The sequence below is a fragment of the Maritimibacter alkaliphilus HTCC2654 genome (assembly GCF_000152805.1).
Classification (GTDB): Bacteria; Pseudomonadota; Alphaproteobacteria; order Rhodobacterales; family Rhodobacteraceae; genus Maritimibacter; species Maritimibacter alkaliphilus.
Map to the genome: position 1 here is coordinate 77,501 of NZ_AAMT01000016.1, position 16,078 is coordinate 93,578.

The window sequence follows — 16,078 nt, forward strand, 5'->3', positions numbered from 1 at the left end:
GGGCGCGATGCTACCCGGCGGACAAAAAGACTACGAAGACGCCTGTTCCACCATGCAGGTGCCGAAAACGGGCGTCTTCTTCACCTCCATCGGCAGTCAGGAGGTCATGCTCTCACGCGATGCGCGCGGCGAGATCGTGGCCTTCTCCGGCTTCTGCACCCATTCCTTCGGCAAGCTCGACGGCGGCAAGGTGGAGGGGGGCGAAATCACCTGCCCGCACCACGGCGCACGGTTCGACATAAAAACGGGCAAGGCGAAATCCGCCTGCCCGAACCTGCCGAAGTTCGACGTGAAGATCGAAGGCCGCCGCGTGCTGGTGAAGCCGAACCGCTAAAGCCCGCTCAGGAAATCGTCCAGCGTCTCGGCGAACACGTCGTTGCGGTCGCCCACGATCATGTGGCCCGCGCCGGTCACGTCGCGAAACTGCGCCTGCGGTGCGATTTTCAGGAATTCCGCCACGCTTTCATCGTTCACCAGATCGCTGTTCGACCCACGCACCAGCAGGATCGGCACGGTCACGGCAGCCAGCGCGCCTTCGAGCTGGCCAAGGCTTTCGGGGGCCATACGCGACGACTTGCGCCCGACGATGAACGCCGGATCCCAGTGCCACCTCAGCCGCCCGTCCTCGCCCTCGCGCAGATACCGGCGCAGGCTGTCGCGGTTCGACTTGCGCCCCTTGCGGTTCGTGTATCCGGCGATGGCCTCGGCCGCTTCGTCGTAACTGGCGAAACCCTCGTCCATATGGCGGCCCATGAACCCGATGATCTTGTCCACGCCGCGCTCGTCGATCTTCGGCGTGATGTCCACCAGCACCAGCCCGCGACAGGGCGCATCGGCCCCCTGCCCCGCGACCAGAAGCCCGGCATTCCCGCCAAGCGAGGCCCCGACGATCACAGGTTTCTGCCCGAACTGCCGCGCGACATGGTCAAGGTCGTGGCCGAAGCGCGGGATCGAGTAATCGCCGCCCTCGTGCCAGTCGCTTTCCCCATGCCCGCGCAGGTCGAGCGCGACCGCTTGCCACCCCGCATCGCCCAGCCGCTGCGCCACCCGGCTCCAGGCATAGCGCGTCTGCCCGCCGCCATGGGCCAGAATCACGGGCGGCGCATCCGCCGCACCGAAGGCCTCGCCCACCAGCGTCACGCCGTCGTCCATCTTGTAGGTCACGCGCGTCGCGCCCGGCTCGCAGGTCTGGATGGTCATATCGTCTCTTTCATCGTCCAGCGCAGGCCGCGCCGGATCAGCGTTTGAAAATCCGGGTGATCCCACGATCCCCGCTCAACGAACGGGTATTCCTCGGCCACGGGCCGCATGTCGTAGCGCCCGCGCGTGTGGCCCAGCGTCAGGTATAGAACCGCCCCCTCGCCCCGCGCGCGCAGATACATCACCTGATGCGCCGCCCGCGCCCACTGCGCCGTCTCGAACAGGGGCGTCTCGCCCTCGAACTCGGTTTCCAGCAGCACCTCGTTGCCCGGCAGGTGATGCTGAAGATATTGCTCGTCCTCGACGAAGAACGCGGACAGGCCGCGCGTCAGGTCATGCGCGCCCACGGGTTTCACCTTGAACCGTCCCGGCACCGGATGCGCGGCGAACTGGCTTCCCAACAGGTCCAGCAGCCGCTCCGGCAAGGGCGGGCAGACCACGGGCTTGTCGCCGTCCAGCACCATCCGGCTGTTCGTCCCATGCAGCGCGAACCACCGCCCGCCACCCTCGACGAAGGCCGTCAGCGCGTCGAGCGCGGGATCATCCGGCACCCTGTCGCAGGTATAAGTCACGATCACATCCGCCGCCGCGATGTCGTCTGCGGCATAGCCTTCGCGCACCGTCACGCGCATCCGTTCGTGCTCGGCCATGAAGCCCAGCAGCGCCAGCCGCGCGTGATCCATGTCGTGATAGGGGCCGCCGGTGATCAGCAGCACGTCCACGCGGGGCGGCAGCCTCATGCCGCCCGCCGATACACCAGATCGGTCGAGGCGAAGCTGAACACCGTCACCCCGTCCTGATTGACCAGCCAATGCTCCAGCACGGCCAGACCCACGCCGGGGCGGCTTTCGCTGGGGCGTTTGGACACCACCCGCGAATGCGCGGTCAGCGTGTCGCCCGCCCGCACCGCGCGGCTCCAGCGCACGTTGTCCCACTGGACGCCGCAGACCCAATCGACGTTCCCGTTCACCTCGTGATCCATGATCCGCCACAGCGCGGCGGTGTGAATACCGCTCGCCACCAGTTCCCCGAACAGCGACTCCTTCGCCGCCTCGGCGTCGTTGTGGAAATACTGCGGATCATAGCGACCCGCGAATTCCACCATGTCCTCGGCGGTCACGGTCAGCGGCGAGGAGGTCGTCTCCTCCCCGATCTCCAGATCTTCCCACTTACGCGCGGGGTGCGGATCAGTCTTCGCCGACATAGTCCATCAGCACCTTGTGGAAATGACGGATACGCAACTCCTGATCGCCCAGCCAAAGCCCTTCGTAGGCTTCGGAATGCATCCCCCGCTGAACCCCCGGCAGGTTCGCCGCGTCCTGATCGATGACCAGACCCATCGACCGCTCGCCATGCTTGAACCGTTCGTTCTTGGGTTTGCGGCGCGGCTTCTCTTCGTCCTTTTTCAGGAGTTTGAACATCTGGACGTCGAAATACATCTTGTCCGGGTCCGTCTCGTGCGGGCGCTGCCTGAACAGCATCAGGTCATCCGCATGGGTGTTCATCGTGATGTTCGGGAAGATCATGTAGTGATAATCGTCAGTCAGCTGCTCGTCGTTCAGGTCGCTGTAATCCAGCCCCTGCTCGGCGCCATGCTCGCGCTTCCATTTCTGAAGCGCGGGGCGAATTTCGCTGATCCGCCCGTCGAAATCCGCCGGGTCCATCCCCGCCTCTTTCATCGCGTGCTTGATCAGGTGCGGAATTTCCGTCGTCTCGTTCACCCGGTGACTGATCGTCGCGAAGGGGATGAGATAGCGGTTGTGCTTTTCATAAGTGTCGATCTGAAGGTGCTTGTCCTCGATGAAGTAAAGCAGCTCGGGATGGATGCCCTGCACGTGATACGACTCGTTGAACGCATCCACGCTGGTTTTCCAGTTGCACTCCCACTCGACCGTCCAGTCGGTGACCTTCACCATCCGGTCGAAGTGATAGGGGCCGAGGTGTTCCTTCAGCGGGTGGATGAAATCGTCGAACGACTCGCCGTCGGGATCGAGACAGAAAAAGACGAACCCGTTCCATTCCTCGACCCGCACCTCGGTCAGGCCGCCACAGGGCGGCGCACCTTGGGGGAAGGTCTCGATATCGGGGATGTTCTCGAACTCGCCCGTCAGCTTGTATTCCCAATGGTGATAGTTGCACTTGAACGTGGTCGCGTTCCCCTGCCCCATCATCAGCCGGTTCCCGCGATGCTGGCAGACGTTGTAAAAGCCCTTCGCCGTGCCGTCGGGCTGGCGCGTCAGAAGGATCTCTTCCTTGCCCAGCGAGGTGACGATGTAGTCGCCCGGCTCTTCGATATCCTGCGAGGCGCAGCCCCAGTTCCAGACCTTCGTCCAGAGCCGGTCCCATTCCTTCTGCATGAAGTCGCGGCTCGTATACCGCTCCTTGGGAATCATCTCGGTCCCGAAATCCGGGTCTTCGGTCTTGTCCACCGGCGTCTTGGTGAAATCGCCGGGTTTGACGCGTTGAATGGTCATCACTCTCTCCTCATGCGACGTCAGAATTGCACGCCCTTGGTGTATCCGCCGTCGACGCGCAGCGTGGCGCCGGTGACCCAGCTTGCCGCCGGGCTGGCCAGAAACACGGCGGACTTGGCAATCTCGTCCACCTCGCCCATGCGCCGTGTCGGCTGCTGGCGCAGGACGCCCGCATAGGTGCGCGAGCGGGCGACCTTTATCATTTCCCAGTTCGAGCCGGGGAACATGGTCGGCCCCGGCTCAAGGCAGTTCACGCGGATGCCCTTGGGCGCGTATTGCTCGGCCAGTTGCTTGGACCACGTGACCAGCGACGCCTTCATCGCATTATAGGCCATCGGCGACACGAAAGTCTCGGCAGCGGCCATGGACGAGATCACGAGGATCGAACCCTTGCCGCTTTTCTTGAGATGCGGATAGGCCTCGTCCACCGCGCGCGTGGCGCTCATCACGTCGATTTCGAACGATCTGCGCCAGTAGCCTTCCTCGTTCGTACCACCGCCACCCGACAAACTGCATACAAGAAGGTCCAGTCCGCCGAACACGTCGCAGGTCTCGCGCATCCAGCCGCGCACCGCATCGCCGTCGCGCCCCTGAAGCGCGGTTCCGAAGCTTCTGACGCCTTCCGCCTCGATCTCGGCCCGAGTCGCGGCGATTCCCTCTTCACCCCGTGCACAGATGGATACGTCGCATCCTTCCTGTGCCAGATGCATGGCGATCGCCTTGCCGATGCCCCGGCTTCCCCCGGTCACGGCTGCCTTCATTCCCTTCAGGCCAAGCTCCATGTCAGCTGTCCTCCCTCTCTCACATGGTCGTGCGTCCTTATGACGGATGCAACGGGCAATGGCGCATGATTGCTCTTTACAGGTATATCATGACCGCCCTATTGTATACCCAGAAACTTGTTTCCGCATAACGGCGAAATGTCACACATCGGGAACGGGACCAAGGGAGGAAACGCATGAACGACAGCTCGGCGAAAGCGAGCCCCGGAACCAACGCTGCGCAGGTCGCAAGCGGCGTAGGCGGCGGAATCCTTGCTGGGATGAAAGTGCTCGACCTCAGTCGCGTTGTCGCCGGGCCGCTGGCCGGACAGACGCTGGCCGATCTGGGCGCGGACGTCATCAAGATCGAACGCGTGGGCGGCGGCGACGATCTGCGCACCCTCGGCCCGCCCTGGGTGACCTCGCCCACCGACGACCTCGAACAAAGCACCTACTTCCAGACGGTGAACCGCGGCAAACGCTCGCTCACCCTCGATTTCGCGCACCCGGACGGGGCCGAGATCCTGCGCGGTCTGGTGGCCGAGGCCGACATCTTCATCGAGAACTTCCGCACCGGAACGCTGGCCCGCTACGGGCTGGGCTACGACGACCTCGCCAAGATCAACCCGCGCCTGATCTACTGCTCGATCACCGGGTTCGGCCAGACCGGCCCCTATTCCGACCGCTCTGGCTACGACTACCTCGTGCAGGCGATGGGCGGGCAGATGGCCGTCACGGGCCTGCCCGACGGCATGACCGGCGCCGGGCCGATGCGCGTGGGCGTGCCCATCGCCGACATCACGGCGGGCAACAACGCGGTCATCGGCATCCTCGCGGCCATCATCGACCGGGAAAAGACCGGCAAGGGCCAGCAGATCGACATTTCGCTGTTCGACAGTCAGGTGGCGCTCCTGCTCAACTCGCTGTCGGCCTGGCTCAACGCCAAGGCCCCGCTGCCGCGCACCGGCAACGATCACCCGACCGCCGTGCCCAACGGCGTGTTTCAGGTGGCCGACGGTCACATCCTCATCGCGACCTTCAACGACCGCGAATTCGCGCGTCTGGCCGAGGTGCTGGGCCACCCCGAATGGGCGACGGACGAGAAATACGCCCGCTCGCGCGACCGGCTCGCCAACCGCAAGCAACTGTCCAAGGACATGACCGAGGCGCTGTCGCACCACGGCAAACACCACTGGATGAAGGTCATCAACGGCGCCAAGGTCTCCTGCGGGCCGATCAACGACATGGCCGACATCGAGCGGGACGAACAGCTTGCCGAACGCGATATGTTCGTCACCCTGCATCACGACGTGATGGGCGACGTGCGCGTCGTCGGCAGCCCGCTGAAGTTCTCGGCCACCCCGGTCGTCTACAACAGCCCGCCCCCGCTCGCCGGCGAACATACCGAGTCGCTTCTGCGCGAACGGTTGACCCTGACCGACGAGCAGATCGAAGATTTGCGGGCGCGCAACATCATCTGACGGGACATCCCATGACCGATACCGGAACCGAGGCCCAGTTTCTCGCCTACCTGTCCGAGGGTCGGTTCATGCTGCAACGCGATCCGATCTCGGGCCGCGCCGTGTTTCCCCCGCGCCTGCGGATGCCGGGCACCGGCACGCCGCTTGGAGACTGGGCCGAAATGTCCGGGCGCGGCACCGTCCATGCGGTGACGATCCAGCAGAAACGCGACGCCGAGGCCCGCGCCATCGTTCTCGTCGATCTGGAAGAAGGCGGGCGGATGCTCTCGCAGATGAGCGGGGTCGCGGCCGATGCGGTCGCCATAGGGGATGCCGTGCAGGCCCGCATCGTGGCTGATGCCGAGACGCCGCATGTGATCTTTGAACCCGCCGGGCCGGGCGCATGACCGGCTTTCCCCGCGCCCGCACCGCCGTCGTCGGCGCGTCCACCTTCGGGCTGGGCGAATGCCCCGGCTGGTCGTCGATGGAAATGACGGCACAGGCTGCGCATCTCGCGCTGGACGACGCCGGGATCACGCTGGATCAGGTGGACGGGCTGTTCACCGCCCTGCCCGACGATTTCCTCGGCGGCCTCGCGCTGGCCGAATACCTCGGGCTCCAGCCCAAGATCACCGACAACAACCGCACCGGCGGCTCGTCCTTCCTGTGTCACGCGATCCATGCCGCGCTCGCGCTGGACGCCGGGATGATCGACGTGGCGCTCATCACCTACGGCTCGAATCAGCGCACCGCGTCCGGCGGGCTGGTGTCGGCGCTCCGTTCCTCCGTCTATGAAACCCCGCACCGTCCGATGATGCCCGTGGGCGGCTACGCGCTCGCCGCGAACCGGCACATGCACGACTTCGGCACGACCCGCGAAGACCTTGCCAATGTGGCGCTGGCCGCCCGTGCCTGGGCGAACAAGAACCCCGAGGCGTTCCGGCAGGGCGACATGACGCTCGACGATGTGCTCTCCGCCCGCATGATCTCGACGCCCCTGACCGCCCGCGACTGCTGCCTCGTCACCGATGGGGCCGCCGCCGTGGTGATGACCCGCGCCGACCGGGCAGCAAGCACCCGCGCGCCGATCCCCCTTCTGGGCGGCGCACAGACCGTGACGCACAAGGAAATCGCGGCGATGCCCGACCTCACCGTCACCGGGGCCGCGATCACCGGCCCGCAGGCGATGCAGGCCGCCGGGATCACGCCGAACGATGTGGACTGCGTTCAGCTTTACGACGCCTTCACGATCAACACGATCCTGTTCCTCGAAGACCTCGGCTTCTGCCCCAAGGGCGAAGGCGGGCGCTTCGTCTCATCCGGGGCCATCGCCCCCGGCGGCGCCCTGCCCGTCAACACTAACGGCGGCGGCCTGTCCTGCTGCCACCCCGGCATGTACGGCCTGTTCACGATGGTCGAAGCCGTCCGCCAGTTGCGGGGCGAAGCCGGAGACCGCCAGCTCGACAACCCCGAAATCGCCGTCAGCCACGGCAACGGCGGCGTGCTGTCCAGCCAAGCCACACTTATCTTCGGGTCGCCCGACACCGCGTGACCCAGCGCTTTCAGGGAGGAAAGACATGGATCAAGACATTCTGAAACGGATCGACCGGCTTGAAAGCCGCAACGAGATCCTCGAACTCATCGCAAAGTACTGCAAGGCCTGCGACGACCGCGACGTGCCGCTTCTGCGCTCGATCTTCACCGAGGATGCCGTGGTGAAATCCCAAGACGGCATGATGGAGGGGATCGGCCGCGACGGCGTGCTCGACATGTATCGCAAACGCTTCGAAGTGCTCGCCATCTCGGTCCACTGGACCCACGACAACATCATCACCTTCGACGAAAACGACCCCGACCGCGCCACCGGCGAATGCTTCTGCCATGCCGAAGCGCACCGCAACGGCGAAACCCTCGTCGGCAGCCTGCGTTACGACGACACCTACCAGCGCGTGAACGGCGTCTGGCAGTTCTCCAGCCGCACGCTCAAGTTCCTCTACTACGTGCCGGTCCACGAATACGCCGAGGCGCTCGGATCGAAGAAACGGATGCGGGCCTACGGCGATCAGCGCGACGCGGACTACCCCGAGACGTTCGATTGCTACAACACCTGGGCCAAGCACTACGAAAACGCCTGACCCGGCCCCGCGCCCCACAGCGTGAAACGATTGACCACCGCCTGCCCCGTTGTCGGGCGGGCGGGCGAAACCCTGCGTGCTGCGGGATATTTTCAGGAAAGCCAGTATGACCCAGACCCATTCCGAACACCGTGAACCCGCCGTCGTTGTGGGGGGGGCCTTTCCGGCCTTGCCGCCGCGCTTGGCCTTGCCCAACGCGGGCGCGCCGTGACCATCCTCGAAGCCGGGGAAAAGATGGGCGGGGCCGCCGCCTATTCCGGCGGGCAAGTCTGGGCGGGCGCCAACCACGTGGCCGAGCGTGAGGGGATCGAAGGCGACACCAAGGAACTGGCCGAGAAATACATCCGCGCCATCGCCCATAGGAACCCCGAGTTTCTGGACGAAGCCGCGATGAAACGCTGGATCGACACCGCCCCCGACGCGATCCGGTATTGGGAGGATGTGGGCGCGATCAAATGGGCCGTCATTCCCGGTCTTGCCGACTACTTCAACGCCTCCGACGGGGCCCGCCCCGCTGGCCGCTACCTGACCAACGTGCCCTTCCCTTCCGATGAGCTGGGCGAATGGAAGGACAAGTTGCTCGTCAGCCCCTATTTCCCGGTCGGCACCGATTATGCGGAACTCTTCGCGAAGGGCCGCCGCCAGTCGGTGATGAAGGATGAGGATGCCGAGCCGAAGCAGATGCAGGGCTTCGGCCAGTCCGAACGCCGCGATGCGGAGCCTGCGGGATCGGACATGCCCGACATGCTCACCTTCGGCACCGGCGTCGTCGCCAGCTTCCTCGCCCGCGTGGCGCGCGAGCCGGGGATCACGATCAAGCTGAAGCACCGGGTCACGGGCCTCAAGCATGACGGAGACGGGCGCGTGACCGGCGCGATCGCCACCACCGACGACGGCGAGGCGGAGTTTGACGGCCCCGTGGTCCTCGCCACCTCGACCTTCGACAACGACCCCGATCTGGTGCGCGAATTCGTCGGGCTGGAGCCGGATCAATGGGGCAGCGTCGGCCCCAAGACCCTGCGCGGCGACGGGATCAAGCTGGTGCGTCAGGTCGGCGGCGCGACCGTCAATCTGCCCCCCACCGCCCAGACCATGCAGCCGGGGTGGAAGTCGGACTATAACGAAGGCTTCTCCTACGGCCCCGACACCGCCATGCCGCACACCATGATCGTGAACCGCGCGGGCAAGCGGTATTGCGACGACAGCTATTGGCCCGACGTGGCCGACAAGACGATGAGCAACCGGGACGTAAACCTGCCCTTCTTCCTCATCTTCGACGAGCAGAGCCATGAGAAATACGGGCTGGGCATGACCCCGCCGGGCGAGCCTTACCCCGAGGGCCTCGTGACCACCGCCGACACATTGGCCGAGCTGGCCGAGGCGTTGGGGATCGACCCCGAGGGCCTCACGCAGACCGCCGAGACCTTCAACGGCTACGTCGCCGCCGATAACGACGCCGAGTTCGGGCGCGGCACCAAGGAGTTCGTCCGCCGCTTCTATGGCGACCCGAACAACAAGCCGAACCCGGTGCTCGGCACCATCGAAAAGCCGCCCTTCCACGGCATGAAACTGCGCTTCGTCGCGGCCTCGGTCGGCAACAGCGGCATCCATGTGGATGGCGAGGGCCGGGTCTTGTCCGAGGACGGCAAACCCATTCCGGGCCTGCACGCCGTCGGCTCCTGCACCGCGCAGACGGTTTCCGGCACCGGCTATAACAGCGGGATCGCGCTGGGGCGTGGGCTGGCGATGGCCTACCTCGTGTCGCGCGACATCACGGGCGCGAACTGAACGATCAGGCCCGTGCCGGACAAACCGGCGCGGGTCACATCACGTCGAAGGGCAGCCGGTTGACCTGAGAATAGGTGAGATAGGCAAGCCCCGTGCCACCGATCCCCGTCACATGCGACAGGACCGGACCGTCCGCCGCCAGCAGCGCCTGCGCCGCCTCGGCCCCCTGCCCTTCCGGTGACAGTTCCACGAAAATGATCCAGTCGACGCCGCCCGGCTCGCTGTCCACCACCCGCTCGCCGTGACAGGGCGCGACCGCGCCGATCGCTTCGACCGCCGCCTGCACCTCGGCCTCGCCGACCCCGGTGAAGAGCACGATGATCCGGCGGTGTGCGATGGGCGGCGCGTCGTCCGCATGGGCCACCCAGTTCCCGATCCGCGCCCCCAGAAACCGCGCCTCGTCCTCTTTCAACTCGTCGCGCCGGGGCCATGTGTCGATGGTGTCATGCAGCCGTTCCGGGTCCGCGAACATCACTTCGGGAATCCCCAGATACTTGTCCTCGGCGCCGCCCTGCACCAGCAGGGTCCGCATCACGTGGTTCTGCACGTAATGGCTCAGCCCCGGCAGGTCTTTGGCGATCTCGGCGTGCGGGCCGGACCAGTGGGCGTGAAACTCGGCCGGGGTCATCCCGTCCTTCGCGCCGATCAGCACGACCCGCTTGTTCGCTTTCGTCTCGCTCATGCGACCCCCGCTTGGTTCAGGATGCGGCGGGCAGCGGACATGACCGCCTCGCAGCGTTCGTAATGCGTGCCGTTCGGAAAGCGTGCCGGCTCCGTCGGCACCTCCACGTCGATGCGTACGTCGCCCGGCAGGGCTTGCAGGAACCCGATCAGATCGAACGCCCCCTCGCCGGGGATTTTGCGGTCGTTCACGGCTTCAAACAGCCACTCGTCCCGCGCCCGCTCCAGCGGCCCGTCGCACAGTTGCGCGTGACCGATGGGCACGGCGCAGGGCTGCGACATCGACCCTATTCCGCCCTCGTTGCGGTAGAAATGCAGCACGTCCGCGCTGATCGCCGTGGTCGCATCGACCCCGCTCAGAAAGTCGCACAACTGCGGATAGGTCGTGATTTTGCCGAAGGCGTGGAACTCCACATGCGGCGACATCCCATGCGCCTCGGCCAAGGGCACGAACGCCGCCAGCGTGTCCTGTGCGCGGGAAAGATCGTCGTCCCCGATCACCACGGTCAGGCGCTTGGCCCCCAGCGTTCCGCCGACCTCAAGCCCGGTGCGCAGGTCGTCGGTGATCCCGTCCGGCCCCAGCCCGAACACCTCGAGGCTGTAGACCCCGACCCCCAGATCGTCGGCCTGCGCCTTCAGCGCCCGCGCCCGCTCGACGCTTTCCACGTAGGGCGCGCCGCTGTTCTTGCTGTGCTGGGCAAAGAGCGTGACGGTCGGACAGTCGAGCTTCGCCGCGATCTCGACCATCTCTTCCGGCTGCGCCGTGATCGCCACGAGCTGATGCAGGGAAAGCCGCTCCATCTCAGCCCGCCCGCGCAGGCAGCACCTGACGCGCGGCCCAGTCTTCGAGGCTGGTCATCTCCACCGGCAGCTCTTTCAGCACCGGCCCCATGTCCACGAAAAACGGCTTGTCGTCGGGATCGTTGTACCACGCGTATTTCTTGGTCATTTCGCGGGCGAGCACATCGGCGTCCAGCGTCGCGACGCCCCGGAACACCTCGGCCATGATCTCACCGCAGGTCTCCAGCGGCATACTCTCGAACCGAAGCGGCATGTCCCAGACTTTGGACAGCCGCCGCGCCAGATCGGGGCCGCGAATGGCCTCGGCCCCGCCCAGATCGAAGATGCGCCCCGCCAGATCGGGCCGCCCCGCCGCCGCCACCATCAGCTTGCCCAGATCGGCATGGCTGATCCAGCACACGTCCAGCGTTTCGGCATGAGGATAATACAAAAGGTTGTCCCGTTCGATCGACGGCCAGGCCCAGCCTTGCAGCAGGTTGTCGATATAGACCACCGGCTGCATCGTGATGACCGGCGCGCCGCTTTCCATCAGGATCTCGCGCATCTCCAGCCGCGCGTCCTGCGCCGCGATCCCCATCCGCTCCGCCGGGACCGGCATCGAGGTGTTGAACACCAGCACCTTCAGGCTGTCCGACCCCGCCGCCGCTTCCGCGATCACGCGCACGGCCGCCAGCAGCGGCTCGGCCGCTTGAAACGACGTGGACGGCAGGTTCAGAAGCACCGCCTCGGCCCCCGCCATCGCGCGGCGCAGGCTGTCGTGGTCGCCGTAATCGGCGGCCAGCGGCGTGACCCCCTCGGGCAGATCGGCCCGCGTGGGGTTGCGCGAGATCGCGGTGACCTCGTGCCCCTGCGCTGCCGCCTCGCGCACCTGCGCGATCCCCTGATCCCCGGTCGCGGAAAACACGGCGATTTTCATATCGGCCTCCTTTCGCGCCCTCCGGCGCGGGTCAGTTCAAGAGGTTCGGAAGATACAGAACGATCCCCGGCATCAGCACCAGCAGCAACAGAACCACCATATCCGCCCCGATGAACCGGGCCGTGCCACGGAAGATCTGCCCCAGTGACACTTTCCCCACGACCCCGTTCAGCACGAAAACGTTGAGCCCGATGGGTGGCGTAATCATGCCCACCTCCAGGAGCTTGGCGAGGAAGATGCCGAACCAGAGTTCATTGACCCCCAGCGTCGCCGCCACCGGCAGCACGATGGGCAGCGTGATGATCATCGCACCCGTGGGTTCGAGGAACATGCCCAAGATCAGATAGATGATGACGACGCCCGCAAGGAACAGGTAGGTCGACGAACTCATCGAAGCGATCACGTCCGAGATGTAGCTGTCCACACCCGACAGCGCCACGAACCGCGCCAAGAGGTTGGCCCCGATCACGATGAACAGCAGCGCCGAGGTGGTGGTGAAGCTTTCCGCCACAGAGGTGATGAAGTTGCGCCAGGTGAGCTTGCGCTGCCCCGCCGCGATCAGCACGCACAGCGCGGCCCCGACGGCCCCGGCCTCGGTCGGGGTGAACAGGCCCGCGAACAGGCCCCCGAACACGAGAAAGGCCAGAAGCAGCGCGGGGGCCACCTTGCGCAATTCGGTGAACTTCTCGCGCAGCGAATGCTTCTCGTCCGACCGCGGCGCGACCTCGGGCTTCAGCGTCGCCCAGCCGATCACCAGCACGACATAGGCGAAGGCCGAGAACAGGCCGACCCCTGCCCCACCGAGGAACAGCTTGTTGATCGGCACCTCGGCGATGATGCCGTAGAGGATGAGCAGGATACTTGGTGGAATGAGCGCCCCGATAGTGCCCGCCGCCGCCACCGTCCCGGTGGCAAGGCGCGGATCGTATCCGTGCTTGAGCATTTCCGGCACCGCGATCCGGCCCATCGCCGCCGCCGTGGCGACCGACGACCCGGTGACCGCCGCGAACCCGGACGCGCCGAAGATACTGGCGACCGCAAGTCCGCCCGGTAATCGCGCGAGCCAGACCCTCGCGGCATCGAACAGCCCCGCCGTGATGCCGGAGTGATATGCCAGATAGCCCATCAACAGGAACATCGGGATCGAAGACAGCTCCCAGCTCGCCGCGAAATCGAAGGGGATGACCTTCAGCGCGCCGAAGGCCGGGCGCCAGCCGAACATGGCGTAGATGCCGGCGAAAGGAACGGTGAACAGCGCGATGGCGATCGGCACGCGCATGGCGATCAGGAACAGCAGGATGCCGATCCCGGCAAGGCCAATCTGAACGTCGGTCATTCGTCATACCCTCCGGTCGCGGTGAAGCCGGGAAACGGATGCCGCTTGTCTTCGAATGCAGTGCTGCGGGCGATGTAGGCGATGAACTTGAGCACGAAGAGCAGCGTGAGCAGCCCGTAACTCGCAGGGGCTGCGAACCGGACGGGCCAGATCGGCACCTTCATGTTGCGCTCCATCGCGAAAGACCCGGTGTGGAACTTGTCCACGGCCTCGACCCAGGTGGCATAGGTGAGCAGCGCACAGACCGCCGCGCTCAACAGGAATATCCATCCCGCCAGATGTTTCTGGCCCCGCATCGGCAGGAACTGGGTCACCACGTCCGCCGCGACATGCTGGTTCAGCCGTTCGACATAGACCAACGGCAGGAACGTCACCATCGGCATGTAATACTTGGCGACCAGTGTCAGGGTCGCGGGCAGCGGTTTGTTGAAGAGCAACTCCATCACCACGTCGAGCGTGACCTGAACCATCATGATGACGATCGCAAAGGCGGCCAGAATGCTCAGGACAAGGGTGATGGCGTCGACGACTTTCAGCACGGATCTCATCTTGCCGGTTCGCCTCCGCCCCGTACCGGGATGCGGTCGGGGCCTGTTCTGGGGTTGGTCAGGGACGGGCCACCGATGGCGGCCCCTCCGGGTTTGAAGACGGCGGGCGCCCGGTCAGGCGCCCGCCCGCTTGGATCAATCCATGCCGTAGGAGGCGACGTCGACCTTCGACATGATCTCGTCGAGGTAAAGCTGGATGAACGGCTCCTGCTCCATCACGTCGATCTCGTTGGTCAGACCCTTCCACTTCTCGATCAGGGCCGTCACCGTCTCGATCTTCTCGTCCACGTTTTCGAGGCCATACTTCTCGTTGTATTCGGCGCGAACGACCTCAAGGTCCTGGGCGATGAATTCGGCGATCTTTTCCTGATCCTCGGCCGACGCCTCGTAGACGTTCTTGCCGGCGGCGCGGAATTCCTCGATGGCCGAGATGTTGCGCTCCTTGTTCAGGATCCAGCTCACGATCGGCTGAACGGCAGCGGCGGTCAGGATGCCGCGGCGGTTCTCTTCCGACAGACCCTGCCAGGTGTCGCGGTTCATCGTGGTGGCGAGACCCGCGAACATGGACCCCATGATGCCGGTGGTGAAGTGATCCGCGATCTCGATGTAACGCAGGCCGACGAGGTTCTCACCCTGGTTGAACGAGCAGTCCACGTTGCCGGTCGAAAGGGCGTCGTAGATTTCGTTGCCCGACAGCGCCACGCGCACGGCACCGAAGTAATCCGCGAAACGGCCCTGATCGGCGGCACCCGTGCGCACCTTCAGACCTTCGAGGTCGGCGATGGATTTCACCGGCTTGTTGCAGACCAGACCGTATTCAACGGCGGCGGCCCCGTTCAGATAGACCGAGTTCAGACCCTTGAGCTGCTCCTGACAGTCGGGGCAGTTCAGCATCACGTATTCCATCGACGCGCCGATGACCGCCGGGCCGGGCCACTTGGTGTCCGGGTCCGAGATCGCCAGAAGCGACAGGTCGGCGGGCAGGTTCATTTCCGAATATTCCGCCGGGAAATACGGGAACAGCGTGAACCCGCTGTCGGCCAGACCGTCGCGGATACCGCCCGACATCTCGGCAAGGCTGAGAAGCGACAGCGCGAACACCTTCATTTCGAGATCGGTGTTGGCTTCGATCGCTTCGCCGAACGCCACGGCGGCGTCGTAGTTGTAGCTGGTTTCCGGCAGGCCGACGGCGTGGCGCAACGTCTGCGCCTGTGCCCCGCCCACGGTCAGCGCACCCAGCGCGAGACCCGCGACCGCGGCGCCCTTGAGCCCGGAAAACCCTTTGAAGTCCTGAATGAGTGTCATGTTGTCCTCCCAATGTGTCGGACCTTCGCCCGACCGACCTTCGTTATGTCACGCGGCAGGTCTCCTCCACCCGCCACAACGACCTTGACCGCTTCGGGCGCCAGTCGTCTGCCCCGATAGCATTACCGAAACTTTCCATTGTGTATATATAAATCTCTTCCATATGCACAATCTGGTGCGATTTTGGTGTTTTTGGGGGGCCTGCGGCGGATCGACGGCCCCGCAACGCGCGAAAAAATCGCGACGGACGGGCACCGAGATTCGCTCAGAATCACTTTGAAAAGCGCCATTAGCGCGAAACAGCCCGTGACCGCATCCCGAGTTTCGCGCATTTCGGGAGCTGTGCAAAGTGTAGACAGACTCCCATTCCAAAAATACACATGAGCGGGATAATTACACACGCAGGGCGCGGCTCGGTCTCGGTTCGGGGCATCGCGGCACCCCCTGAATGACCCGAAAAGGCCCGCTCATGACCGCCCGTTTCCCCCACCTGTTCGCCCCCCTCAAGATCCGCGACATGGCGCTGCGAAATCGCATCATGGCCCCGCCCCACGGCCGCATCATCGCCGATCCGCAGGTGTCCGAACGCGAATACGCCAAATACGCCGCCTACTGGCTCACCCGCGCGCGCGCCGGGCTGGGCTGGATGGACGGGGTCAACGCCTTCATCGAC

The 16,078-nt window shown here is 65.0% G+C and carries 17 protein-coding genes and 1 pseudogene; 7 read left to right on the forward strand and 11 right to left on the reverse strand.

Translation table 11 applies throughout. The features are described 5' to 3' along the window. Positions 1-7 precede the first annotated feature (7 nt). A complete protein-coding gene (locus RB2654_RS22185) occupies positions 8-334 on the forward strand; it encodes a Rieske (2Fe-2S) protein (RefSeq protein WP_008327645.1) in 327 nt (108 codons plus the stop codon). Here the strand turns inward: RB2654_RS22185 and RB2654_RS00945 are convergent. Genes RB2654_RS00945 through RB2654_RS00965 form a run of 5 tightly spaced genes read right to left on the reverse strand, consistent with a single transcriptional unit; the run spans position 331 to position 4,456 of the window. Then, the gene (locus RB2654_RS00945) at positions 331-1,200 is read right to left on the reverse strand and encodes an alpha/beta fold hydrolase (protein ID WP_008327647.1); all 870 of its coding nucleotides are present in this window, start codon (positions 1,198-1,200) and stop codon (positions 331-333) included. The two genes, RB2654_RS22185 and RB2654_RS00945, sit on opposite strands and share 4 nt — an antisense overlap. Next, on the reverse strand, positions 1,197-1,940 hold the full coding sequence (locus RB2654_RS00950; RefSeq protein ID WP_008327649.1) for a ThuA domain-containing protein: 744 nt from the start codon (positions 1,938-1,940) through the stop codon (positions 1,197-1,199). The genes RB2654_RS00945 and RB2654_RS00950 overlap by 4 nt, the downstream gene beginning before the upstream one ends. Beyond that, positions 1,937-2,404, reverse strand: a complete 468-nt coding sequence (locus RB2654_RS00955) for a MaoC family dehydratase (protein WP_008327651.1) — start codon at positions 2,402-2,404, stop codon at positions 1,937-1,939. Before RB2654_RS00955 ends, RB2654_RS00950 begins: the two co-directional genes overlap by 4 nt. Then, entirely contained in the window at positions 2,388-3,674 is a 1,287-nt protein-coding gene (locus RB2654_RS00960) for an aromatic ring-hydroxylating oxygenase subunit alpha (RefSeq protein WP_008327662.1), read from the reverse strand. Before RB2654_RS00960 ends, RB2654_RS00955 begins: the two co-directional genes overlap by 17 nt. 20 nt (positions 3,675-3,694) lie before the next feature. After that, positions 3,695-4,456 (reverse strand): SDR family NAD(P)-dependent oxidoreductase, encoded by a 762-nt coding sequence (locus RB2654_RS00965; RefSeq protein WP_008327665.1) that lies wholly within the window; start codon positions 4,454-4,456, stop codon positions 3,695-3,697. A 176-nt stretch (positions 4,457-4,632) separates the two neighbouring features. Between RB2654_RS00965 and RB2654_RS00970 the strand changes: the two genes are divergently transcribed. The 5 genes and pseudogenes from RB2654_RS00970 to RB2654_RS00990 form a co-directional block, all read left to right on the forward strand. Further along, on the forward strand, positions 4,633-5,916 hold the full coding sequence (locus tag RB2654_RS00970; protein WP_008327666.1) for a CaiB/BaiF CoA transferase family protein: 1,284 nt from the start codon (positions 4,633-4,635) through the stop codon (positions 5,914-5,916). 11 nt (positions 5,917-5,927) lie between these two features. After that, the gene (locus RB2654_RS00975; protein WP_008327667.1) at positions 5,928-6,302 is read left to right on the forward strand and encodes a Zn-ribbon domain-containing OB-fold protein; all 375 of its coding nucleotides are present in this window, start codon (positions 5,928-5,930) and stop codon (positions 6,300-6,302) included. Then, positions 6,299-7,447, forward strand: a complete 1,149-nt coding sequence (locus RB2654_RS00980; RefSeq protein ID WP_008327668.1) for a thiolase family protein — start codon at positions 6,299-6,301, stop codon at positions 7,445-7,447. Before RB2654_RS00975 ends, RB2654_RS00980 begins: the two co-directional genes overlap by 4 nt. A gap of 25 nt (positions 7,448-7,472) precedes the next feature. Next, complete coding sequence (locus RB2654_RS00985) at positions 7,473-8,030, forward strand: nuclear transport factor 2 family protein (RefSeq protein WP_008327669.1); 558 nt, start codon at positions 7,473-7,475, stop codon at positions 8,028-8,030. A 159-nt stretch (positions 8,031-8,189) separates the two neighbouring features. After that, positions 8,190-9,818: pseudogene (locus RB2654_RS00990) on the forward strand (FAD-binding protein); the annotation flags it as partial. A 34-nt stretch (positions 9,819-9,852) separates the two neighbouring features. Here the strand turns inward: RB2654_RS00990 and RB2654_RS00995 are convergent. The 6 genes from RB2654_RS00995 to RB2654_RS01020 all read right to left on the reverse strand — a co-directional run bounded on the left by RB2654_RS00995 (position 9,853) and on the right by RB2654_RS01020 (position 15,405). Next, on the reverse strand, positions 9,853-10,500 hold the full coding sequence (locus tag RB2654_RS00995; RefSeq protein WP_008327671.1) for an EthD domain-containing protein: 648 nt from the start codon (positions 10,498-10,500) through the stop codon (positions 9,853-9,855). Next, positions 10,497-11,300, reverse strand: a complete 804-nt coding sequence (locus tag RB2654_RS01000) for a sugar phosphate isomerase/epimerase family protein (protein WP_008327672.1) — start codon at positions 11,298-11,300, stop codon at positions 10,497-10,499. The genes RB2654_RS00995 and RB2654_RS01000 overlap by 4 nt, the downstream gene beginning before the upstream one ends. Position 11,301: 1 nt before the next feature. Then, positions 11,302-12,216 carry an SDR family oxidoreductase gene (locus RB2654_RS01005; protein WP_008327673.1) on the reverse strand — a complete coding sequence of 305 codons (915 nt, stop codon included), beginning with the start codon at positions 12,214-12,216 and terminating at the stop codon, positions 11,302-11,304. Between the two features lie 31 nt (positions 12,217-12,247). Next, positions 12,248-13,552, reverse strand: coding sequence for a TRAP transporter large permease (locus RB2654_RS01010; RefSeq protein ID WP_008327674.1), 1,305 nt, complete (start codon positions 13,550-13,552; stop codon positions 12,248-12,250). Next, positions 13,549-14,091, reverse strand: a complete 543-nt coding sequence (locus RB2654_RS01015; RefSeq protein WP_050771922.1) for a TRAP transporter small permease — start codon at positions 14,089-14,091, stop codon at positions 13,549-13,551. Before RB2654_RS01015 ends, RB2654_RS01010 begins: the two co-directional genes overlap by 4 nt. A gap of 144 nt (positions 14,092-14,235) precedes the next feature. Further along, complete coding sequence (locus tag RB2654_RS01020) at positions 14,236-15,405, reverse strand: C4-dicarboxylate TRAP transporter substrate-binding protein (RefSeq protein ID WP_008327678.1); 1,170 nt, start codon at positions 15,403-15,405, stop codon at positions 14,236-14,238. 469 nt (positions 15,406-15,874) lie between these two features. Here RB2654_RS01020 and RB2654_RS01025 point away from each other — a divergent pair. Then, positions 15,875-16,078, forward strand: a 204-nt coding sequence (locus RB2654_RS01025; RefSeq protein ID WP_040884206.1) for a hypothetical protein, incomplete at its 3' end; no start/stop codon positions are given.